Here is a 19,165-nt window from a genome sequence, read left to right on the forward strand (position 1 = left end):
GATTGCCGGCCGGCAATCCGCCCGTCACTGCGTTACGGGTTAACGGCTTCGCTGTCTATCACTGCCGCCGGCCGTTGCTCGCCCTTGCCGATTTCCAGTAAATCCCAGAATAGCAAACCGCCGCCTACCGCAGTCATCAAACCGAATACCATGCGCCAAATCATCGCCTGCATAAACCAGGGGTGATTTTGTGCGGCGAAATAGCCGGCCCAGGTTGAGCCTTCGACTGCTCGCTCGATAAAGGATTGCTCGTAGCCGGCGATCAATAAAGCCACCGTCATGCCCATCACGCCCAGATTCAATAGCACTGCGGCGGTTTTCCAGCGCCAGCCATTGGCAAGCCCGCCGCCCATCCAGACCTTACCGCGCGCTTGCTGTGCGGCCAGATAAAAGAAGGCGATATTGATGGTGGCATAGGCGCCGAAGAAAGCTAAATGGCCGTGCGACGCCGACCATTGGGTGCCGTGGGTATATAAATTGATTTGCGGCAGCGTGTGCATAAAGCCCCAAACGCCGGCGCCGAGAAAGTTGCCAAAGGCGTGAGCGATGATCCAGGCCAGGGCCGGGTGGTTGCTGTTTTTAAATTTATGCGCGCCGGCATCGTAAATCGAATGTACCACCATGGCGACCAATGGAATCGGCTCCAGTGCGGAGAAGAAGCCGCCGATGGTGAACCAATATTCCGGCGTACCGATCCAAAAATAATGATGGCCCAGGCCCAAGATGCCGGAGCCGAACATCAACGCCACTTCGATATACAGCCAGGTTTGTACGACTTTACGGCGTACGCCCAACAATTTCATCAAGCTCCAGGCCATGATGCAACCCACCAGCACTTCCCAAGTGGCTTCCACCCATAAATGGATCACCCACCACCACCAATATTGATCGACGGAAATGTTAGTCACATAAAACATCCCGGCCAGGTATAAGCCGGCCAATGCTACTAAATCCAGGGTCAACACACCGGCTATACCCGACCATTTGCCTTTGGCAAAGGTCGCCGCGACGTTGTAAAAGAAAGTCAGCATCACCACGACAATACCGATGTCGGCCCAGCGCGGCGCTTCGATGTATTCGCGGCCTTCGTTAATCAGCCACAATGATGTGTCGGTGCCGCTGCCGATTTGAATGAGCAGGTAAACCAGTACCACGATGGTGACCGCACCGGTCAGCACCCAAAATGCCAGTTGCCCCCATTTCAGACCGACGATCTCCACGCCGCTTTCATCTTCCAGAAACCAGTACACTGAGCCGAGAAAGCCGTACAGCATCCACACCACCATCGCGTTGATGTGCACCATGCGGTTGACGTTGAAATCCAGGATTTCGTACAAAAAGCTCGGGAAGATGAACTGCAATCCGGCCAGCAAACCAAATAGCAATTGCGCCATAAACAACACCATGGCGACGGTAAAATAATGCACCGCCAGTTTTTGTCCGCCGCTTAAATTGGGGTTGGCCATGAACTCGGCATGAGTTTGTTTGCAACCGGTCCAGCAGACGGCCGCTTTTTCTTGATAGGCTTGTAGCGTCATTTATTTGTCCTCTTCGCCCAGCGCGATGAAATTATGCGGGAAGCCGTTGGTGTCGATAGACGACATCCATTTCAGGAAGGCGACGATGGCTTCTGCTTCCGGCGGCGTGATGTCCAGATTCGGCATCTTGCGGTTGGAGCCGTAAGTGCGGGCATTTTTTTCCGGATCGAGCAGGAAATTCACCATCATTTGCTCGCGGGATTCCTTGGCGCCCCAACCTTGATCAAGCCAGGCTTTGGTTAAATCCGGTGCGTAATAGGCGCCGTTGCCGAGTAAGGTATGGCAATTCATGCAGTTTTTGGCTTGTACGGTCTTTTTGCCGTGGTCGACCAGTTTTTCGGCTTCTTCTTCGCTCAGAGTTTTGCCGAACAATGGCGCGTCATCGCCTATCGTTGGTTGATAGCGCTGCTTGGCCTTGTCGAAGCGATAGCTGACGTCTTTGTTAATCACGCTATAGGCGGGCACGCGCGGGCCGCCGGCGCTGATTTGTTTCATCGAATCGAAGCTTAAAATTACTAAAAGCACAAAAGAACCGCCGGTAACCCAGATCGCGGTTTTTTTCCAGAATGTTTCCGACGCCCAGCGGGGCGGGATTTGCTCAGTCATGATGACCTCCAGATTGATGATTGTTATGAGTATCTTCGTCGTGCGTCGCGGCGCACAGTTTCCAGATTAGTCGCGGCATCCAGCCGTAGCCCAGCGCCATTAACAGCGACAGCACCAGCCAATAATCGTTAAAATGATTGACGTAGCTGAATACGCCGACGCAAATCAATAGGGCGGCGTAGGTCAGCCAGGCACCGATGCTCAACGCCCGACGGCCGCTGATTTTGGCCCAGGCATACAATGAGGCGTAAACGGTGGCCAACAGAATGATCAACGCCGCGCTGAAAAAGCTCAGGAAAAAATCGGACAGGGCAACGGGTTCGATCAACATTAAATTTTACCGCCGGAAGGTTTTATAACATGTGTTTAAAATGCAACTTTTTGGCAAGTGTAAGCGTCATTAACATTTATTTCAAATACGGCTTTAACTGAACTCACCGACATGCAATTGACTGCACACACCGATTACGCGCTGCGCGTACTGATTTATCTGGCTATCAACACCGAAAAACGAGTAACCATTACGGAATTGGCCGAGTTTTTCGGCATTTCCAGAAACCACTTGGTCAAAGTGGTACACAAACTGGGCGTAAAAGGTTTTGTGCAAACTGTGCGCGGCAAGGGCGGCGGCATTCGCTTATCCCGGCCGGCGCGGGAGATTAGTGTCGGCAATGTGGTGCGGGAAGTGGAGGGGCACTTTCAGATGGCCGAATGCTTTAATCCTAAAAAACAGGGCCGTTGCGCTCTGGAGAGTGGTTGCGGATTGATAGGATTGTTAGGCAGCGCTGTAGAGCAGTTTTTACAGACTTTGGATAAGGCGGTTTTGAGCGATTTGGTGCCCGGCCCCCTGCCGGGCGGCTTGGACGCAGTACCGCCAAAACAGGGCTAAGGCATTGCAATGTGTAGGATGGGTAAAGGCGATAGCCGAAACCCATCGCATCGGTTTGAGGATATTTGATGGGTTTCGCTTCGCTCTACCCATTCTACTGTTGTCAATAAAAGGCTATTACCCGAAATGCTAGTTCCTCCATTTCAACCTGGCCTTGGCATGGTTTTGCTCGGTTAGCGGTAGGCCCCAACGTATGGATTGCTGCGCATTTCCGCGCCAAAAGTAGACATCGGGCCGTGGCCGGGGATGAATTTCACATCCTCGCCCAAGGGCCAGAGTTTTAACTGAATTGAGTCGAGCAAGGTTTGATAGTCGCCCTTGGGGAAATCGGTACGGCCTATCGAGCCTTTGAACAACACATCGCCCACCAAGGCCAAACGCTGTTCTTCGCTAAAAAACACCACGTGGCCGGGCGTATGGCCGGGGCAGTGAATCACCTGTAACACTTCGTTGCCAACCTTTACCGTATCGCCGTCGTTCAGCCAGCGCTGCGGCGTAAAGCTTTTCGATTCCGGAAAACCGAACATTCGGCATTGTTCCGCCAAAGCCTGTATCCAGAAATCGTCTTCCACATGCGGGCCGATGATCGGTAACGAGAGTTTTTCAGCCAGCTCGGCCACGCCGCCGACATGGTCGAGATGACCATGAGTGACCAGAATCGATTCCAACGCCACGCCTTGATTTTTAACGTCCTTCAGTAATACATCCAGATCGCCGCCCGGATCGACCAAGGCGGCTTTATTGGTTTGTTCGCAGACCAGTAAGGTGCAGTTTTGTTGATAGGCGGTGACGGGGATTATGGTGTAGCGCATGCTCGGTAAATAGCTGGTTTGCTGGGCTCCCGCTTTCGCGGGAGCTGTGGTTTGGTGTATTTAGATGTTTAACAGCAAATGCGCTGGTGCTTCCAAACATTCCTTGATGATGCCCAAAAACTGCACCGCTTCTTTGCCGTCCACCAAGCGATGGTCGTAAGACAAGGCCAGGTACATGATAGGCCGAATCACGATTTCGCCGTTTTCCACTACCGGTCTGTCCTTGATAGCATGCATGCCTAAAATCGCGCATTGTGGCGGATTCAGGATGGGGGTGGATAGCATGGAGCCGAAGATGCCGCCATTGGTGATGGTAAAGGTACCGCCGCTGAGGTCTTCGACGCTGATCGAGCCGTTGCGGGCTTTATTGCCGAAATCGTGTATGCCTTTTTCAATGCCGGCAAAATCCAGCTGATCAGCATCGCGCAAAATCGGCACGATCAAGCCGCGCGGCGTGGTGACGGCAATGCCGATGTCGTAATAGCCGTGGTAAATGATGTCGCTGCCGTCAATGGAGGCGTTAATCGCCGGGAAGCGTTTTAAGCCTTCAATGGATGCCTTCACGAAGAAGGACATGAAACCTAGCTTGATGCTGTGTTTGGTTTCGAAACGATCTTTGTAGTGATTGCGCAGATCGATGACGGCACTTAGATTAACTTCGTTAAAGGTGGTCAGCATCGCCGCGTTTTGCTGGGCTTGCAGTAATCGTTCGGCGACTTTGGCGCGCAAGCGGGTCATCGGTACCCGCTGTTCCGGGCGCAGGCTGGCGACGGCTGTAGCCGATAACGGCGAGTGGGTTTCCGTTACCGGTGCTGGTGCGGGAGCAGGCGCAGGCGCAGGGTCTTTCGCTTGCTCGTTCAAGAAATCCAATACATCGGTTTTCAGAATCCGGCCATGTTTTCCGGAGCCGGCGATGGCTTGCGGATCAAGGTCTTTTTCGGCGACCAATTTGCGGACAGAAGGGCTAAGGACGGCTTCTTCGGTTTTTTCGGCTACCTGAGCGGGTTTGGCTTGCTGGGCGTCCAATTTCGCTAGTAGTTGACCGCCCACCACGGTTTCGCCGTCTTGAACCACCAATTCCACCAGTGTCCCGGATTTGGGTGCCGGTACTTCCAGGATGACTTTGTCGGTTTCGAGATCGGCCAGATTGTCGCCTTCGTTAACCCATTCGCCGGCCTGTTTGTGCCACGCGACCAAGGTGGCATCGGATACGGATTCGGGAAGGCTGGGGACCAGAATTTCAAAGCTCATGTGTATTTCCTTCGTTGCTGCCATAGAGCGCGGCGTTTACCACGGCGCGTTGTTCATTGAGATGGGTTTTGTAATTGCCGACCGCCGGTGACGCCGAGGCGACCCTGCCGGCATAGCTGATCGGAATATTCTTGTCTAGCAAATCGAAAAAATGGTGCTTGCTTTGGTACCAGGCGCCTTGGTTTTTCGGTTCTTCCTGACACCAGACAATATGTTCGATATTCGGATATTTGTCGATTTCGCGTTTGAATTGTTCGTTCGGAAATGGGTAGAGCTGCTCGATACGAATAATAGCGACATGGCGCAGTTGTTCCTGATCCAGGCGGCGCGCTTCCAATAGATCGAAATATACCTTGCCGGCGCACAACACTATGCGGGTGACATGGTAGGGATCGATATCGTCCTGTTCGCCTATCACGTTCAAAAATTCGCCATGGGTCAAATCGCTCAGCGTCGATACCGCCAGCTTGTGGCGCAGCAGGCTTTTTGGGCTCATTACGATAAGCGGCTTACGATATTGGCGCAACATTTGCCGGCGCAATAGATGAAAAATTTGTGCCGGTGTAGTGGGGACGCAGACTTGAATGTTGTGGTCGGCGCATAACTGTAAATAACGCTCCAGGCGGGCCGAGGAATGTTCGGGCCCTTGACCTTCAAAACCGTGCGGCAGCAGCATCACCAAGCCGCTGAGCTTGCCCCATTTGGTTTCGCCGGAGGAAATGAACTGGTCGATTACCACTTGCGCGCCGTTGGCGAAATCGCCGAATTGCGCTTCCCATATCACCAGTTTATTCGGTTCGGTGGAGCTGTAACCGTATTCAAAACCCAAGACGCCGGCTTCCGAGAGCAGCGAGTTGAAGATTTGCGCGCGGCCCTGGTCTTCACTTAGGTGTTTGAGCGGGATGTAGTTCTCGCCGTTGGCTTGATTCAGCAAAATAGCGTGGCGATGCGAGAAAGTGCCGCGGCCTATGTCCTGGCCGGTCAAGCGCATATTGTATTTTTCCAGTAGCAGCGTCGCATAAGCCAGATTTTCCGCGAAGCCCCAATCCATCGGGATTTCGCCGGCCGCCATTTTATTGCGGTCTTCCATTACCTTGGCGACTCTAGGGTGCAACTCAAAACCGTCCGGCAAGCTTTGCAGGCGTTGGTTGCAGAATTGGAGATGCTCCAGGCTTATCGAGGTGTCGGCGGGCGTGTCCCAATGTTTGTTTTGATACGGTACCCAGCGCGCCGAATAGGAATAGATGTTGTTTTCGATAATCGGTCGCGATACCGGTTGGCCTTCGTTGAGCAGTTGTTGGTAATCCTGCTCCATTTTCTGCACCATGTCTTCCGTGACCACGCCTTCCGCAATTAATTTCTGTGCGTAGATTTGTGGCGGGGTTTGATGATCGCGGATGGATTTGTACATCATCGGCTGGGTAGCGGCCGGTTCATCCGCTTCGTTGTGGCCGTGGCGGCGGTAGCAAATTAAATCGATCACCACGTCTTTATGAAAGGTGTTTCGGTAATCCAAAGCAAGTTGCGTGACGAAAATCACCGCTTCCGGATCGTCGCCGTTGACGTGAAATACCGGTGCCTGAATCATGTTGGCCACATCGGTGCAATACAGGGTGGAGCGTGCGTCGAACGGATTGCTGGTCGTAAAACCGATTTGATTGTTGATGACGATATGCACGGTGCCGCCGGTGGAAAAGGCACGCGTTTCCGACATGTTCAAGGTTTCCATGACAATGCCTTGGCCGGCAAAAGCGGCGTCGCCATGAATCAATATCGGCAGAATCGCATCGAAACCATCCGGGCCGTGCCTATCTTGGCGGGCTTTTACCGAGCCTTCCACCACCGGGTTGATGATTTCCAGGTGCGACGGATTAAAAGCCAGCGTCAAATGAATCGGGCCGCCCGGCGTGGCGATATTAGAGGAAAAGCCTTGATGGTATTTGACGTCGCCGGTAAGTACGCCTGGCGAGGAGGTGTGGGTGCCCTCGAACTCGCCGAACAATACCGCCGGACTTTTGCCCAGTATATTAATGAGTACGTTCAAACGGCCGCGATGGGCCATGCCGATCACGATTTCCTTGCCTTTGTGTTCGCCGGCGCGCTGGATCAATTCGTCGAGTACCGGAATAAGGGACTCGCCGCCTTCCAGCGAAAAGCGTTTTTGGCCGACATATTTACGGTGCAGGAACCGTTCCAGACCTTCGGCGGCAATTAATAACTTTAACAGCCATTGGCGTTTTTCCGGATGGCTGCTGAAATCCGGTTTCGCGCCTTCCAGCTTATCCTTGATCCAACGCTTCTTTTCGTCATCGACGATGTGCATGTATTCGCTGCCGATGCTGCCGCAGTAAATCTCGTTAAGCGTTTGAATAATCGCTTTTAAGGGCAAGCGGTCGACGCCGCACAGGCCGCCGGTGTCGAACAGCGTACTCATGTCCGCTTCCGTCAAACCATAATATATAGGTTCCAAGTCAGCGGGGACGCTTTGCGATTGACCAAGCGGGTTGTTAGAGGCTATCTGATGGCCTTTGACCCGGTAATGATTGATCAAGCGGGCTACCGCCGATTGTTTCTTGACGCTTTGCTCGGTAAAACCTTGCATTCTGGCCAGCCTGCCCGGTTCTGCAATCGCCAGCTTTTCGAAGCGTTCCACAATCACGCTATGCGGCGTATCTTCGGTGGCGCCGCTACGAATGTGGTCGAAGCGCTGTCGCCAGCTTGGGCTGATAGATTCCGGATTGCTCAAGTACTGTTCGTACAAGTACTCGATGAAGTGGGCGTTGCCTCCGTACAATGAGGAGGACTCTTCGAATTGTTTAAGCAGGCTACTCATGCAAACATCCAGGTTTTCGGCAAGTTGAACCGATTATGTTAGAACTAAAATGTTATATTACCAAGGACAATGTGTTGTAACGGGCTAGTGCATCAAGTGATTCCAGTTTCATTTGGTTGATTCAATATCGGGAAAAAACATGGCTGATAATAAAGTAGTTATCAAAATTAATTATGATAAGAAACACTCAGGCATAAACACGGAGCCGCAAACGGTAACGGTTTGGCATATTCGCAGGATACTGGTTGCGGCTCTGGCCTTAGTTTTGATAGTAATAGTATTATTTTCATGGTTTGGCGGCGCTGACGAAGATACTGATACTCAGATCGATACCACGGAAAAAGTTCAACAATTTAATACCACGGATGCTGAAATTGTTGAACGGCAAGAGCCTGCGGTAATAGAAAAGCCAGTGCCGGCGATAGTGCCTAAGGAATCAGCCCACTCTGAAAGTGTTAAAAAAATCGACACTGTTAAAAAGCCGGCGGCGATTATATTGGATCGTAAGGTTATCAGAGCATCTTTAAATAGTGAGCCCAAGGATGATGAACCTGGCGAGCCGATTAAGTCGCCGCTGAGAGTTATTCCTAACCAATCCCAGGAAGTTTTTTATTTTAGCGAGATAAAAAACATGAAGGGCAAGGCTTTGTTTCATCGTTGGTCGCGTAACGGTCAAATCGTGCATCAAAAACAATTGGATATGAAAGACAAAATAACCAAGGTATGGTCCAGTAAAACCTTGTCGGCTAAAGATAAAGGCGAATGGCAAGTACAGTTGACGGATAAGAAAGGCAAGGTATATTCCGAAGTCAATTTTTCAGTAAATCCCGAATAATAGTTTTATTTAGAAACGCCGGGTGATAGAATTGATTGCGTTTTTTGATTAACGAGGAAAATATGACTGACTTTAATAAACTATCCGAAGCCGAATTACAGGCTGTTATTGATAATGCCGAAAAAGCATTAAAAGAAAGACAATCCAGTAAACGTAAGGAAGTTATTACGCAAATAAAGGAATTGGCGGCTTCTATCGGTGTAACTGTCGATATTCAAGACGGCGAGAAGAAATCCGAAAGAAAAACCGGTAAAGTTGCGGCTAGATACCGTAGCCCTAACGATGCGTCTTTAACTTGGTCGGGCCGCGGGTTGGCGCCGAAATGGATGCAGGAATTACTGGCGTCCGGTCGCAATAAAGCCGAGTTTGAAATTAAGTAATCTTCGGATTTAAACCGTTGGCTGGTTCATCCAGTCCCGCAAGCGGTTTGCCACCCAGGCTCCATCGTCCAAACATAGGTCATGCCCCGCCCACGGGTGCGTGAAGATGTCGATTTGCCATTTGTTATGAATGGTGTCGGAACAAGCCGGTGCGACTAAACGGTCGCCCCGGCCGTTCAATAGCAGCAACGGCGTTTCGGGCTTTCTATGATCAGGCTTATATCGCGCTGCGGCTTTCAACTGTCTGACACAATTCGCAAGACTGATCGGCCGAGCTTGCTGTATGGCGGTCCAGGCTTTGGCTGTTTCCGGGTAATGATCCCGCCGATTACTAACCAGCTGAAGTATCGCTAGTTCCCTGTTGTACAAATCCCTTTTCAGCAATAGCCTAAAAAACTGCGGATAACTCTGCCAACGCATGCGCCGATAAAAAGGGCTTAAGCCCGCTAGGCTGGTATTAACCAGGGCGGCTGCGGCGATGTCTTGCGGATAGCGCTGCAACCATTCCCAGGCTACCATGCCGCCGAGGGATAATGCGAGTAGCGTGACAGGCTCTGCCACTAAACCATCACCTAAAGCCTGGCGGCGGACTTGTTCCGTTATCGCTTCGATGTCGTCCGGGCTGGGTTCTCGGTAATACCGGCCGGTGCCGGGTAAATCGATAGTGCTGACGGTTGATTGTGGAAAAGCCTGCTGCAACAAATTCGGAAAAGTTCCCCAATGTGCAGCCTCTCGGCATAGACCACGCAGTAATAACCAATGTTGTCCGGCTGACTCACGCATACCAGAAATCCATAGCCTGTTGCCGATAGCTCTCTTGTTGCAGACTGTTTAACGTCGCCCATTTTTGCGGATAAAGCAGGCTGCGATACAAGAAATCGAATAAGGTTAAATGCCGGCGCATAATGCGCTGTTGGCGATGCGGCAGCAAGGGATGGAACAAGCCGTGACGTTGAAACAAATGCGTCGGGCTTTTGCGCAGCCACAACCAGGAGCCCATCTCCAGGGTTAAGGGCAGAAACACGCGCTGTTTGCCGTGCCGGTCGATAAAATCGTCATATAGATAATCCCATAAGTCGCCGCTGATGACGTATTCCTGGCTCATTGGCTCGATTTTATAGAAATGGTGCGGGTAGCAGCGATCAAACAATTGTTTTAAGCCGTATGCTTCGGCAATGCCCGGAAACGGCGTCTGGCAGGACGCATAGGGAAACCATAATCTATCGTGAATCCCAAACCCTGAATGCAGATCGATAGCAATCGACAAGGGCGCGTTGAACAAATGTTTATGTACCACCCGGCACAGCGCCTGCGCTTCTTTTTCCATTTTCGATTCATCGCCGCGATACCAGGGCAGTTTGGCACTGAAACGCTGGCCGCTGTATAGGCGGGTATTACCGATACTTTCGATCGGCGAATTACGCATCAAATCCACGCCATGACCGTTACAGCGGGTGCCTCGATAGACGCCAACCGGGTTGACGATGGGTACGAATACCAGCCGTGAATGTTGCAAGCGAGCGTTAAATTCCTCATCCCAATCCAATAATTGCAGGATGGTTTGTAAGTAGGCCAGTATCACTTCCGAGCCGATTTTCTCCAGACCATGCACGCCGCCGAAAAAGGCCAATACCGGAACGTCCGGGCTGTTCGAGCCTAGGCTCAGGCAATGAATGGGAAATTGCCTGTCTTTATATGTAATTTGCTCGACGATCTCGCAACGGGCGCGGTCGCCGAATTGCTCGATCAGCGCTTCCAACTGTTCCAGCTCCGGGAATGAACGATTTTCCATGAATTCGCGCAACTCTATCCTGCCAGCGATTTTTCGATGTAGCGTTGTCTTTTCTTAGGCGCGATTTTATCGACCTCTACCATGATCAGGCCGTCAATACAATTGTTGAAGTCCGGGTCAATATTGAAGGCGACGAAATGGCAGCCTTTATCGACGCATAATTCCACGTATTGTTTATAAAGCGTAGGGACTTTGACACCCAGTTTTTTCAGTTCGCTATTCAATACTTTAAAACTGGTTGAGTAATCGGCGCTGAATTCGGTTGCGGCAAATGCCTTGCCTTGTTGCGAAATTACGAATGGCGTTCTGGCCTTGGTGTGCTGTAAATCGGAGGCAAACTGCTGTTGATAAAAACCGATAATCAGTTCCTTGGCCGCCTGTGGATAAGCATTGCTGATACTGACCGGGCCGAATAGATATTTGATGTCCGGCCGTTCGCGTAAATAGGCGCCGATGCCGTACCAAAGATAATCCAGGCTGTGTTGTCCCCAGTAGCGCGGCTGCACGAAGCTGCGGCCCAGTTCAATGCTGTGGGGTAGATAAGCCTCAAATTCGCTGCGCAAATCGAACAGGGTTTGCGTATAGAAACCGTCCACGCCATGGCTGGCCATAATGGCCGGGCCTTCGCCGACCCGATAGGCGCCGACGATTTCCAGATCGTTGTCGTCCCACAGCACGATATGGCTGTAGTAAATGTCGAATTTGTCCAGATCCAAAGCCAGTCCGGTACCTTCTTCGACGGTTCTGAAGGTCAGCTCGCGTAAACGGGCGATTTCCCGCATGACCGGGCAATCGTCCCGAAACTGGTATAAAAAGATCTTCTTGCCGTCGCGGGTTTCGCCAAGCAGACGAGATTGGTATAGCGCCTTCTTCACCGCTTTGGTGTCGGAAGGATGCGCCACGGTGGCGACCGTCTCGAATAGCGCCGGTTTGTTTTTCTTGCCCAGGTTTTGCACGTGCTTACGAAAGCGTTGGCTGAGCTGTTTGTTGCTTTCCTCGCTGTCGGCGATGACTTGGTAAGGCACCGGCGCGCCGACCATGAATTTGATTTCCTGGCCCTTTTTATTGAACATTTCTTTCACCAGCAGCATCGTGCCCAGCGGTTTGTATAGCGTGGAGGCGCTATAGAACAAGGCCGAATTCTTGGCTTTAATAAAGATCGGCAGGATGGGGCACTGCGCCCTACGGGCCAGTTTGATAAAGCCGGATTGCCAGGCACCGTCGCGGATGCCTTTGGGAGTAATGCGCGACACTTCGCCGGCCGGGAAGAAAATGATGGCTTCTTCGTTTTCCAGTGCCTCCAGCATCACTTTATAAACGTCTTTCAGTTTTTTCTTATCGGACAACACGTCGACCGGCAGAAAGATCGATTGCAAAGGCTCCATGTGCGACAAGACTCGGTTGGCAACGATGCGCACGTCGGGCCGCACGGAGCGAATCAATTTCACCAAGGCCAAGCCATCCAGGGTGCCGATAGGGTGATTGGCGACGATCAGCAAGCGGCCTTCGGAGGGAATATTGTTATAACAATCGTTGCTGACTTGATAATTGAATTTGAAGTAATTCAGTAGCTTGTCGAGGAAGGCGAAGCCGCGTAGGTGCTGGTTTTTGCGGATAACGTCGTTGAAATCGTCTTCGTGGATCAGTTTTTTTAAAGCTTTTACGACCAGTTTATTGTCCTTGCCTAATTTAAAGTCCGGATAGGTTTCTTGCAGAATGCGTTCAGCATCGATCATCGCTCAGTGTCCTGGAAAAAGGAGTATGGCGGGGATTCTAGTGAGCGAATATGTCAGAAATATGTCAGCCGCAGGCTGATGAAAAAGCCTGTCAGCCAATGGTTGATAAGCCGCAAACGACGTGCCCCAAACGCTAGAGCAGGCCGTTGGTGCTGTTTATTCTTCGCTAAAATTGCGGTTTAGGTGCCCGATGTTGGCGGGCCGGAAGAGGATGTTCAACCCGTTTTAGTCTTGTTTTCGCAAAACACCGACGATAATCAGTAAGTTTTCCGGCCGGGTTTCTCCGGCGTCAACACGGTGTTTTGCGGTGGCTGGCTGTTGTCCAGATCCGGATAATCCTTGGTGTAATGTAAACCCCGGCTTTCCTTGCGCTGTTGCGCACAGCGGATGATCAGCTCGGCGACGATGACCAGGTTGCGCAGTTCCAGCAGGTCGCTGGTAATGCGGAACTGACCGTAGTACTCGGCGATTTCTTCTTTCAACAAGACTAGCCGGTTCATAGCCCGTTCCAGGCGTTTGTTGGTGCGGACGATGCCGACGTAATCCCACATGAAGCGGCGTAATTCATCCCAATTGTGAGCGATCACCACTTCCTCATCTGAGTCGCCGACTTTGGATTCGTCCCAATCCGGCAGCGGCAGCGGTCCCGGTAATTGAGCGAATGTGCGGCGAATGTCCTGATTGGCTTGTTCGGCGAATACTAAACATTCCAGCAATGAGTTGCTGGCCATGCGGTTAGCACCGTGCAAACCGGTGCAGGCGACTTCGCCAATCGCGTACAAACCGGGGATGTCGGTGCGGGCGTTGGCGTCGGTCAATACGCCGCCGCAGGTATAATGCGCTGCCGGTACCACGGGAATCGGTTGCTGGCTGATGTCGATATCCAGCTCCAGGCATTGCATATAAATGGTGGGAAAATGCTTTTGGATAAACTCTCGCGATTTGTGGCTGATGTCCAGATAGACGCATTCAATACCGTGTTTTTTGATCTCGCTATCGATGGCGCGGGCGACGATGTCGCGCGGCGCCAGTTCCATGCGTTCGTCGTAACGGCGCATGAAGCGCTCGCCATCCGGCAAGATCAAATGCGCGCCTTCGCCGCGCACCGCTTCGCTGATTAAAAACGAACGCGCGGTCGGGTGATACAGGCAGGTGGGATGAAATTGCATGAATTCCATATTGCTGATCCGGCAGCCGGCCCGCCAGGCCAACGCAATACCGTCGCCGCTGGAAATATGCGGGTTGGTCGAATACAAATACACCTTGTTGGCGCCCCCGGTCGCCAGTACCACCACCTTGGCGGCTATCGATTTGATGCTGCCGGATTTACTGTCCAACACATAGGCGCCGCATATGCGTTGTTCGCTCGCCCCCAGTTTGCTGGCGGTGATTAGCTCGACGACGTTGTGGTATTCCAGCAGGGTAATGTTGAGGTGAGCCTGGGCGCGTTCGATCAAGGACAGCGAGACCGCTTTGCCGGTGGCGTCGTCGGTATGCACAATACGGCGATGTGAATGACCGCCTTCGCGATTTAAATGCAATTGTTTGGCGCCGTCGGCGTTACGCTCTTCGGTAAAGTTCACACCTTGTTGCCGTAGCCATTCGATGCTTTGCCGGCCTTGAGCGACGGTCAACCTGACGATTTCCGGGTCGCAAAGGCCGGCGCCGGCAATCAAGGTATCTTCGATATGCGATTCGATGGAATCGTATTCTTCGTCGAACACGGCGGAAATTCCGCCTTGGGCGTAGTAAGTGCTGCATTCGGTCAACGCGAATTTGGCGAGCACCGCCACCTTGTAGGTGTCGGCAAGATGGAGCGCAAGACTCAGGCCGGCGCCGCCGCTGCCGGCGATGAGGATGTCATAATAAGAATCAGCGGTATTGATGGGTTGGTTTGCTGTCTGTGTGGTCAACTTTGCGGCCGGATGAATAGTTTTAGCGTTTTTGAATAATATCTGGTTTTAATCCTGCGGTAATTTTTTTTGTGTTGCCAGAACTAATGAGGTTTAATTCTGTCCACTTCAATATCAAAATAGCGCAGTGAACGAACAAGAAAGGAATACCGAAGATCTGGATCAAGAGCTGGTGCGGCGTGTGCAGCAAGGGGATAAATCCGCCTTCGATCTTTTGGTGATCAAGTACCAGCACAAGATCGTGCACTTGGTGAACCGATACGTCAAGGACCCGAGCGAAGCTCAGGATGTCGCTCAGGATACCTTTATCAAGGCTTACCGGGCCTTGGGTGATTTTCGGGGTGACAGCGCTTTTTACACGTGGTTGTATCGCATAGCGATCAACACTGCCAAAAACTATTTGTTGTCGCGTTCGCGCCGTCATTTTGATTACGAGATCGATGTCCAAGACGCCGAACAAGTAGAAAACGCGCCGCAACTGAAAGATATAGAAACGCCGGAAAATTTGTTGATGAATGAACAAATTGTGGCGGTCATTAAATCGGCTATCGAGAGGTTACCAGAAGAGATGCGGATTGCAATTACCCTCAGGGAGTTTGAAGGGATGAGTTACGAGGAAATCGCGGAAGCGATGGATTGCCCCATCGGTACGGTACGCTCGCGGATTTTTAGGGCTCGCGAAGCCATAGACCAAAAATTAAACCCATTGCTCGACTAAAGGTGTATCGATGCAAGAACAACTTAACGAAAAACTTTCTCAACTGATAGACGACGAACTGGATAGTCAGCAGGCGTTGTCGCTATTGAAGTCTTTGCAGAACGACGGCTTGCTAAAAGACAAGTTGCGTCGCTATCAAATTGCCAGCCAAGTAATGAAGAGTGGCGAATACTCCCACGTTACCAGCGATTTTGTCGACAAGATCCACGAACAGATTCGGCAAGAACCTACTTACTTCCTACCCCGGAAAAAGTCGGCGGTAAATTGGCAAAAAGCGGCGCTGGCGATTGCCGCCTCGGTAGCGCTGGCCGTTGTATGGGTCAGTAGCAAAGTGGATAAGCAAATGCATAATCCTTTCGCCACGGTCGAGATAGTGGCCCAGAGTAAAGAGGCATCAGCCGAGGAAATGCATGCTCGATTCAAGGATTATCTGGAAGCTCATGATAACGCGATGTATGTCAATAGCGTGCAAGCGGGGCAGCCATATGCGCGGGTGGTGGGCTATCGGCAGGAATAACCGCGTGAGAGTTTTAAAAGCTTTTTTGCTATGCGTTGTTTGCCAAAGCGCTGTCGCCGATAAGGATCAAGTTACGGCGCGGCAATGGCTGGATAATATGAACCGGGCGATGAAAACCCTCAATTATCGAGGTACCGTGATTTTCATGAAAAACGGCCAGCTCGATACGATGAAATATCGGCACAGTGTCGAAAACGGCGTTGAACAGGAGCACTTGGCGTCGTTGAATTCGCCGATGCGGGAAGTGACTCGCAAATCCAACGAAGTGACCTGCGTGTTTAAAGAAACCAGTCAGAAAGTGGTGAATCACCATCCGCTTGACAGCTCGTTTATCGTCAATTTGCCGCAGAACACCGCAACTCTGGAAAAATATTACCAACTAGGTTTGTCCGGCCAGGAATCTATCGCCATGTTGCCGACGCAAATCGTTAGTGTCGAACCTACTGATGCGCTGCGTTACCCGAGAAAAATCTGGGTGGATACCCAGCATTTTTTGCCGCTGAAAGTAGAAGTTTACAATTTAGACGGCAGCATCCTGGAACAAGTAGTCTTCACCGATTTAATGACCGATTCATCGGCCGAGCCCCATGCCGGCAATGTCGACGACAACAGCTTTCATGTCAAACACATCCACGCTACTCAAGCCGAACCGTTTGAAAATGCCAGATTCGTGTTGAAGAATTGGCCGGCAGGGTTTGAGCCGGTATTTTTTATTCGCAATTCCATCCAGCAATCTCAGAAAGCCGTGGATCATCTATTGATTAGCGACGGTTTCTCTACGGTGTCGGTGTATCTGGAAGCCAAAGAATCGCAAGGTATGAACGGTTTGCATAGTCTGGGTTCTGTCAATTCTTTCAGTAAGGTGATTGGCGATACACAATTCACCGTATTGGGTGAAGTACCCGCCAAAACAGTCGAGCTAATTGCTGACGGCATAGCGCTACGTTAGCGTGTCCTTTTTGTAACAAATCAAATGTATGAGTGGAGATTACATGCTTAATAAGCTGTTTTATGGAGTTTTGATATTTTTAGTGGCGATTGATGCAAGCTATGCGCAATTGCCTGATTTTACTGAAATGGTTAAAACCAACGGGGACGCTGTGGTTAACATCAGTACTACCCAGAAGGCTGCCGATCCGCAGGCCGGCGTCGATCAGCAGCAAATGCCGGAGGATATGCCACCGGAAATGGAAGAGTTTTTTCGGCGGTTCTTCCAGGGGCCTGGGCGTGGTGGTAATTCACCACGAGAAACCAACTCCCTGGGCTCGGGATTTGTGATTTCCAAGGACGGATATGTATTGACTAACCACCATGTAGTTAACAATGCGTCCGAGATTGTCGTTAAATTGAAAGACCGCCGGGAGTTGATCGCCAAATTGATAGGCTCCGACGAAAGCACCGATGTGGCCTTGTTGAAGGTAGAGGCGAAAGACCTGCCGGTAGTGGAAGTCGGTTCGCCGGAGCAATTGCAAGTGGGCGAGTGGGTACTGGCTATCGGTACGCCGTTTGGTTTTGATCAATCCGTCACCGCTGGTATCGTCAGTGCCAAAGGGCGCAGTCTGCCTGATGGTAACTATGTGCCTTTCATTCAAACCGACGTAGCCATCAATCCGGGTAATTCCGGTGGCCCCTTATTTAATATGCAAGGCAAGGTAGTAGGGATTAACTCGCAAATTTACAGCCGTTCCGGCGGTTACATGGGTTTATCGTTTGCGATTCCTATCGATGTGGCGATGAACGTGGTCGACCAAATTAAAAGCAAGGGTAAAGTCTCGCGCGGCTGGTTGGGTGTACAAATCCAGGATGTGACCCGGCAGTTGGCGGAGTCGTTTGGCATGGATAGACCGCACGGTGCATTGGTATCAAAAGTTATTCCAGGCGGCCCTGCAGAAAAAGCCGGTATTCAAATCGGCGATATTATTGTCGAGTTTAATGGTCAAATAATCGAAACTTCCGGCGAATTGCCGCCTAGAGTGGGCATGACGCCTATCGATGAAAAAGCCAAGGTTAAAATCATTCGCCAAGGTGATAAGCAGGATCTTAGTGTGAAAATCGGTTTGCTGCCTGCGCAACCTTCCTCTTTGGCAAACGCGCCCGCCGCCGCCCCTGAAGTGGCTGTGAATCGGCTGGGATTGGCTGTTGCTGATTTAACAAGCGAACAACGCCAGCAATCGCAGGTGGAAAAAAACGGGGTATTGGTACAAAAAGTTAACAAAGGTATTGCGATGGATGCCGGCATCCAGCCAGGTGACATTATTTTACGCATTCAAAATAATGTGGTGCGCGATGCAGCCGAGTTTAATTCCATCGTCGCGAAATTACCGGTTGAAAAATCGATAGCACTTTTGGTACAACGTAACGGCAGTCCGGTGTTTTTAGCGTTTAAAATCGAGAAATAATTGAGGTAACTCAATGCCTACCGCCAGCAATGTAACGCAATTGATCGGCAATACGCCCTTAGTGAAATTACATAAAGTCGTGTTGGAAAACTCCGCGACTGTGCTGGCAAAGTTGGAATCGAGAAACCCCGGCGGTTCAGTCAAGGACAGAATCGGTCTGGCCATGATTCAAGCCGCCGAGAAAGCGGGGCGCTTGCGCAACGGCGGTACTATTGTCGAGCCGACCTCCGGCAATACCGGTATTGCTTTGGCCATGATCGCCGCTGCGCGCGGTTACCACTGCATTTTGACGATGCCGGAAACCATGTCTATCGAGCGCAGGCAATTATTGGCATTGTATGGTGCGGAAATCGTGTTGACACCGGGTGCTGAAGGTATGACCGGTGCAATTGCCAAGGCGCAGGAAATCGTCAGGCAAACGCCGGGGGCATTTATGCCCCATCAATTCGAAAATCCCGCTAACCCGGAAGTTCACAGACAAACCACTGCCCAGGAAATCTGGTCTGCTACCGATGGTCAACTCGATGCCTTCGTGTGCGGGGTTGGTACCGGCGGTACCATTTCCGGGGTTGCCGACGTGATCAAAAACCGTAAACCGCAGTTCCAAGTGATTGCGGTGGAGCCGGCCGAGTCCCCGCTGATCTCCGGCGGCACGCATTCGCCGCATAAAATTCAGGGTATAGGGCCCGGTTTTGTGCCCAAGAATCTGGAAGTCGATCTATTGGATGGCATTGAATTGGTCACCACGGCAGAAGCCTTTACGATGCGCAAAAGGCTGATCGAAGAAGAGGGCATAATGGCCGGTATTTCCTCGGGTGCCAGTGTTTGCGCGGCGGTGCGCGTCGCGGCACAGATGGGTGCCGGTAAAACCGTGGTGACCATTATTCACGACACCGGCGAGCGCTATTTAAGTATGAGCTAACGCCGTTTTATCCCGCATTCTGCT

General features: G+C 51.4%; 18 protein-coding genes. 8 read left to right on the forward strand and 10 right to left on the reverse strand.

Going from position 1 to position 19,165, the window contains the following annotated elements:
• Positions 1 to 32: 32 nt before the first annotated feature.
• The 3 genes from NP589_RS13425 to NP589_RS13435 are packed head-to-tail and all read right to left on the reverse strand — an operon-like array spanning position 33 to position 2,475.
• Positions 33 to 1,538: a cbb3-type cytochrome c oxidase subunit I gene (locus NP589_RS13425; RefSeq protein ID WP_256607461.1), complete on the reverse strand. Its 1,506-nt coding sequence runs from the start codon at positions 1,536 to 1,538 to the stop codon at positions 33 to 35.
• Positions 1,539 to 2,144 carry a c-type cytochrome gene (locus NP589_RS13430; protein ID WP_064008553.1) on the reverse strand — a complete coding sequence of 202 codons (606 nt, stop codon included), beginning with the start codon at positions 2,142 to 2,144 and terminating at the stop codon, positions 1,539 to 1,541.
• Positions 2,137 to 2,475, reverse strand: a complete 339-nt coding sequence (locus NP589_RS13435; RefSeq protein WP_256607462.1) for a hypothetical protein — start codon at positions 2,473 to 2,475, stop codon at positions 2,137 to 2,139. The genes NP589_RS13430 and NP589_RS13435 overlap by 8 nt, the downstream gene beginning before the upstream one ends.
• A gap of 111 nt (positions 2,476 to 2,586) precedes the next feature.
• Between NP589_RS13435 and NP589_RS13440 the strand changes: the two genes are divergently transcribed.
• The gene (locus NP589_RS13440; RefSeq protein WP_064038045.1) at positions 2,587 to 3,033 is read left to right on the forward strand and encodes an Rrf2 family transcriptional regulator; all 447 of its coding nucleotides are present in this window, start codon (positions 2,587 to 2,589) and stop codon (positions 3,031 to 3,033) included.
• Between the two features lie 173 nt (positions 3,034 to 3,206).
• Here the strand turns inward: NP589_RS13440 and NP589_RS13445 are convergent, their stop codons facing one another.
• Genes NP589_RS13445 through NP589_RS13455 form a run of 3 tightly spaced genes read right to left on the reverse strand, consistent with a single transcriptional unit; the run spans position 3,207 to position 7,929 of the window.
• The gene (locus NP589_RS13445) at positions 3,207 to 3,845 is read right to left on the reverse strand and encodes an MBL fold metallo-hydrolase (RefSeq protein WP_256607463.1); all 639 of its coding nucleotides are present in this window, start codon (positions 3,843 to 3,845) and stop codon (positions 3,207 to 3,209) included.
• 60 nt (positions 3,846 to 3,905) lie between these two features.
• Positions 3,906 to 5,096: a 2-oxoglutarate dehydrogenase complex dihydrolipoyllysine-residue succinyltransferase gene (gene odhB / locus NP589_RS13450; RefSeq protein ID WP_256607464.1), complete on the reverse strand. Its 1,191-nt coding sequence runs from the start codon at positions 5,094 to 5,096 to the stop codon at positions 3,906 to 3,908.
• Complete coding sequence (locus tag NP589_RS13455; RefSeq protein WP_256607465.1) at positions 5,086 to 7,929, reverse strand: 2-oxoglutarate dehydrogenase E1 component; 2,844 nt, start codon at positions 7,927 to 7,929, stop codon at positions 5,086 to 5,088. The genes odhB and NP589_RS13455 overlap by 11 nt, the downstream gene beginning before the upstream one ends.
• Positions 7,930 to 8,068: 139 nt before the next feature.
• Between NP589_RS13455 and NP589_RS13460 the strand changes: the two genes are divergently transcribed.
• Together NP589_RS13460 and NP589_RS13465 are read left to right on the forward strand one after the other, a co-directional pair.
• Entirely contained in the window at positions 8,069 to 8,764 is a 696-nt protein-coding gene (locus NP589_RS13460; protein WP_256607466.1) for a DUF2914 domain-containing protein, read from the forward strand.
• Between the two features lie 62 nt (positions 8,765 to 8,826).
• Complete coding sequence (locus NP589_RS13465) at positions 8,827 to 9,144, forward strand: H-NS histone family protein (RefSeq protein ID WP_064008628.1); 318 nt, start codon at positions 8,827 to 8,829, stop codon at positions 9,142 to 9,144.
• A gap of 9 nt (positions 9,145 to 9,153) precedes the next feature.
• Here the strand turns inward: NP589_RS13465 and NP589_RS13470 are convergent, their stop codons facing one another.
• The 4 genes from NP589_RS13470 to nadB all read right to left on the reverse strand — a co-directional run bounded on the left by NP589_RS13470 (position 9,154) and on the right by nadB (position 14,585).
• Entirely contained in the window at positions 9,154 to 9,927 is a 774-nt protein-coding gene (locus tag NP589_RS13470; RefSeq protein WP_256607467.1) for an alpha/beta fold hydrolase, read from the reverse strand.
• Entirely contained in the window at positions 9,920 to 10,936 is a 1,017-nt protein-coding gene (locus NP589_RS13475; RefSeq protein ID WP_256607468.1) for a M14 family zinc carboxypeptidase, read from the reverse strand. Before NP589_RS13475 ends, NP589_RS13470 begins: the two co-directional genes overlap by 8 nt.
• A 14-nt stretch (positions 10,937 to 10,950) precedes the next feature.
• A complete protein-coding gene (olsF, locus tag NP589_RS13480; protein ID WP_256607469.1) occupies positions 10,951 to 12,672 on the reverse strand; it encodes a bifunctional ornithine lipid synthase OlsF in 1,722 nt (573 codons plus the stop codon).
• Between the two features lie 257 nt (positions 12,673 to 12,929).
• Positions 12,930 to 14,585 carry an L-aspartate oxidase gene (nadB, locus tag NP589_RS13485; RefSeq protein ID WP_256607470.1) on the reverse strand — a complete coding sequence of 552 codons (1,656 nt, stop codon included), beginning with the start codon at positions 14,583 to 14,585 and terminating at the stop codon, positions 12,930 to 12,932.
• Between the two features lie 127 nt (positions 14,586 to 14,712).
• Between nadB and rpoE the strand changes: the two genes are divergently transcribed.
• The 5 genes from rpoE to cysK are packed head-to-tail and all read left to right on the forward strand — an operon-like array spanning position 14,713 to position 19,141.
• Positions 14,713 to 15,303 carry an RNA polymerase sigma factor RpoE gene (rpoE, locus tag NP589_RS13490; protein WP_064008561.1) on the forward strand — a complete coding sequence of 197 codons (591 nt, stop codon included), beginning with the start codon at positions 14,713 to 14,715 and terminating at the stop codon, positions 15,301 to 15,303.
• A 10-nt stretch (positions 15,304 to 15,313) separates the two neighbouring features.
• Positions 15,314 to 15,820, forward strand: coding sequence for a sigma-E factor negative regulatory protein (locus tag NP589_RS13495; protein WP_064008562.1), 507 nt, complete (start codon positions 15,314 to 15,316; stop codon positions 15,818 to 15,820).
• Between the two features lie 4 nt (positions 15,821 to 15,824).
• On the forward strand, positions 15,825 to 16,769 hold the full coding sequence (locus NP589_RS13500) for a MucB/RseB C-terminal domain-containing protein (RefSeq protein ID WP_064008563.1): 945 nt from the start codon (positions 15,825 to 15,827) through the stop codon (positions 16,767 to 16,769).
• Positions 16,770 to 16,812: 43 nt separating this feature from the next.
• Entirely contained in the window at positions 16,813 to 18,219 is a 1,407-nt protein-coding gene (locus NP589_RS13505) for a DegQ family serine endoprotease (RefSeq protein ID WP_256607471.1), read from the forward strand.
• A 13-nt stretch (positions 18,220 to 18,232) separates the two neighbouring features.
• Entirely contained in the window at positions 18,233 to 19,141 is a 909-nt protein-coding gene (gene cysK, locus NP589_RS13510) for a cysteine synthase A (RefSeq protein ID WP_256607472.1), read from the forward strand.
• Positions 19,142 to 19,165 lie beyond the last annotated feature (24 nt).

The organism is Methylomonas rosea, assembly GCF_024505055.1.
Lineage (GTDB): Bacteria > Pseudomonadota > Gammaproteobacteria > Methylococcales > Methylomonadaceae > Methylomonas > Methylomonas rosea.

Excerpts from the sequence above, each read along its gene's own strand:
- NP589_RS13425 (WP_256607461.1), bottom strand. The coding sequence starts at position 1,538 with ATGACGCTACAAGCCTATCAAGAAAAAGCGGCCGTCTGCTGGACCGGT.
- NP589_RS13430 (WP_064008553.1), bottom strand. The coding sequence starts at position 2,144 with ATGACTGAGCAAATCCCGCCCCGCTGGGCGTCGGAAACATTCTGGAAA.
- NP589_RS13435 (WP_256607462.1), bottom strand. The coding sequence starts at position 2,475 with ATGTTGATCGAACCCGTTGCCCTGTCCGATTTTTTCCTGAGCTTTTTC.
- NP589_RS13440 (WP_064038045.1), top strand. The coding sequence starts at position 2,587 with ATGCAATTGACTGCACACACCGATTACGCGCTGCGCGTACTGATTTAT.
- NP589_RS13445 (WP_256607463.1), bottom strand. The coding sequence starts at position 3,845 with ATGCGCTACACCATAATCCCCGTCACCGCCTATCAACAAAACTGCACC.
- odhB (WP_256607464.1), bottom strand. The coding sequence starts at position 5,096 with ATGAGCTTTGAAATTCTGGTCCCCAGCCTTCCCGAATCCGTATCCGAT.
- NP589_RS13455 (WP_256607465.1), bottom strand. The coding sequence starts at position 7,929 with ATGAGTAGCCTGCTTAAACAATTCGAAGAGTCCTCCTCATTGTACGGA.
- NP589_RS13460 (WP_256607466.1), top strand. The coding sequence starts at position 8,069 with ATGGCTGATAATAAAGTAGTTATCAAAATTAATTATGATAAGAAACAC.
- NP589_RS13465 (WP_064008628.1), top strand. The coding sequence starts at position 8,827 with ATGACTGACTTTAATAAACTATCCGAAGCCGAATTACAGGCTGTTATT.
- NP589_RS13470 (WP_256607467.1), bottom strand. The coding sequence starts at position 9,927 with ATGCGTGAGTCAGCCGGACAACATTGGTTATTACTGCGTGGTCTATGC.
- NP589_RS13475 (WP_256607468.1), bottom strand. The coding sequence starts at position 10,936 with ATGGAAAATCGTTCATTCCCGGAGCTGGAACAGTTGGAAGCGCTGATC.
- olsF (WP_256607469.1), bottom strand. The coding sequence starts at position 12,672 with ATGATCGATGCTGAACGCATTCTGCAAGAAACCTATCCGGACTTTAAA.
- NP589_RS13495 (WP_064008562.1), top strand. The coding sequence starts at position 15,314 with ATGCAAGAACAACTTAACGAAAAACTTTCTCAACTGATAGACGACGAA.
- NP589_RS13505 (WP_256607471.1), top strand. The coding sequence starts at position 16,813 with ATGCTTAATAAGCTGTTTTATGGAGTTTTGATATTTTTAGTGGCGATT.
- cysK (WP_256607472.1), top strand. The coding sequence starts at position 18,233 with ATGCCTACCGCCAGCAATGTAACGCAATTGATCGGCAATACGCCCTTA.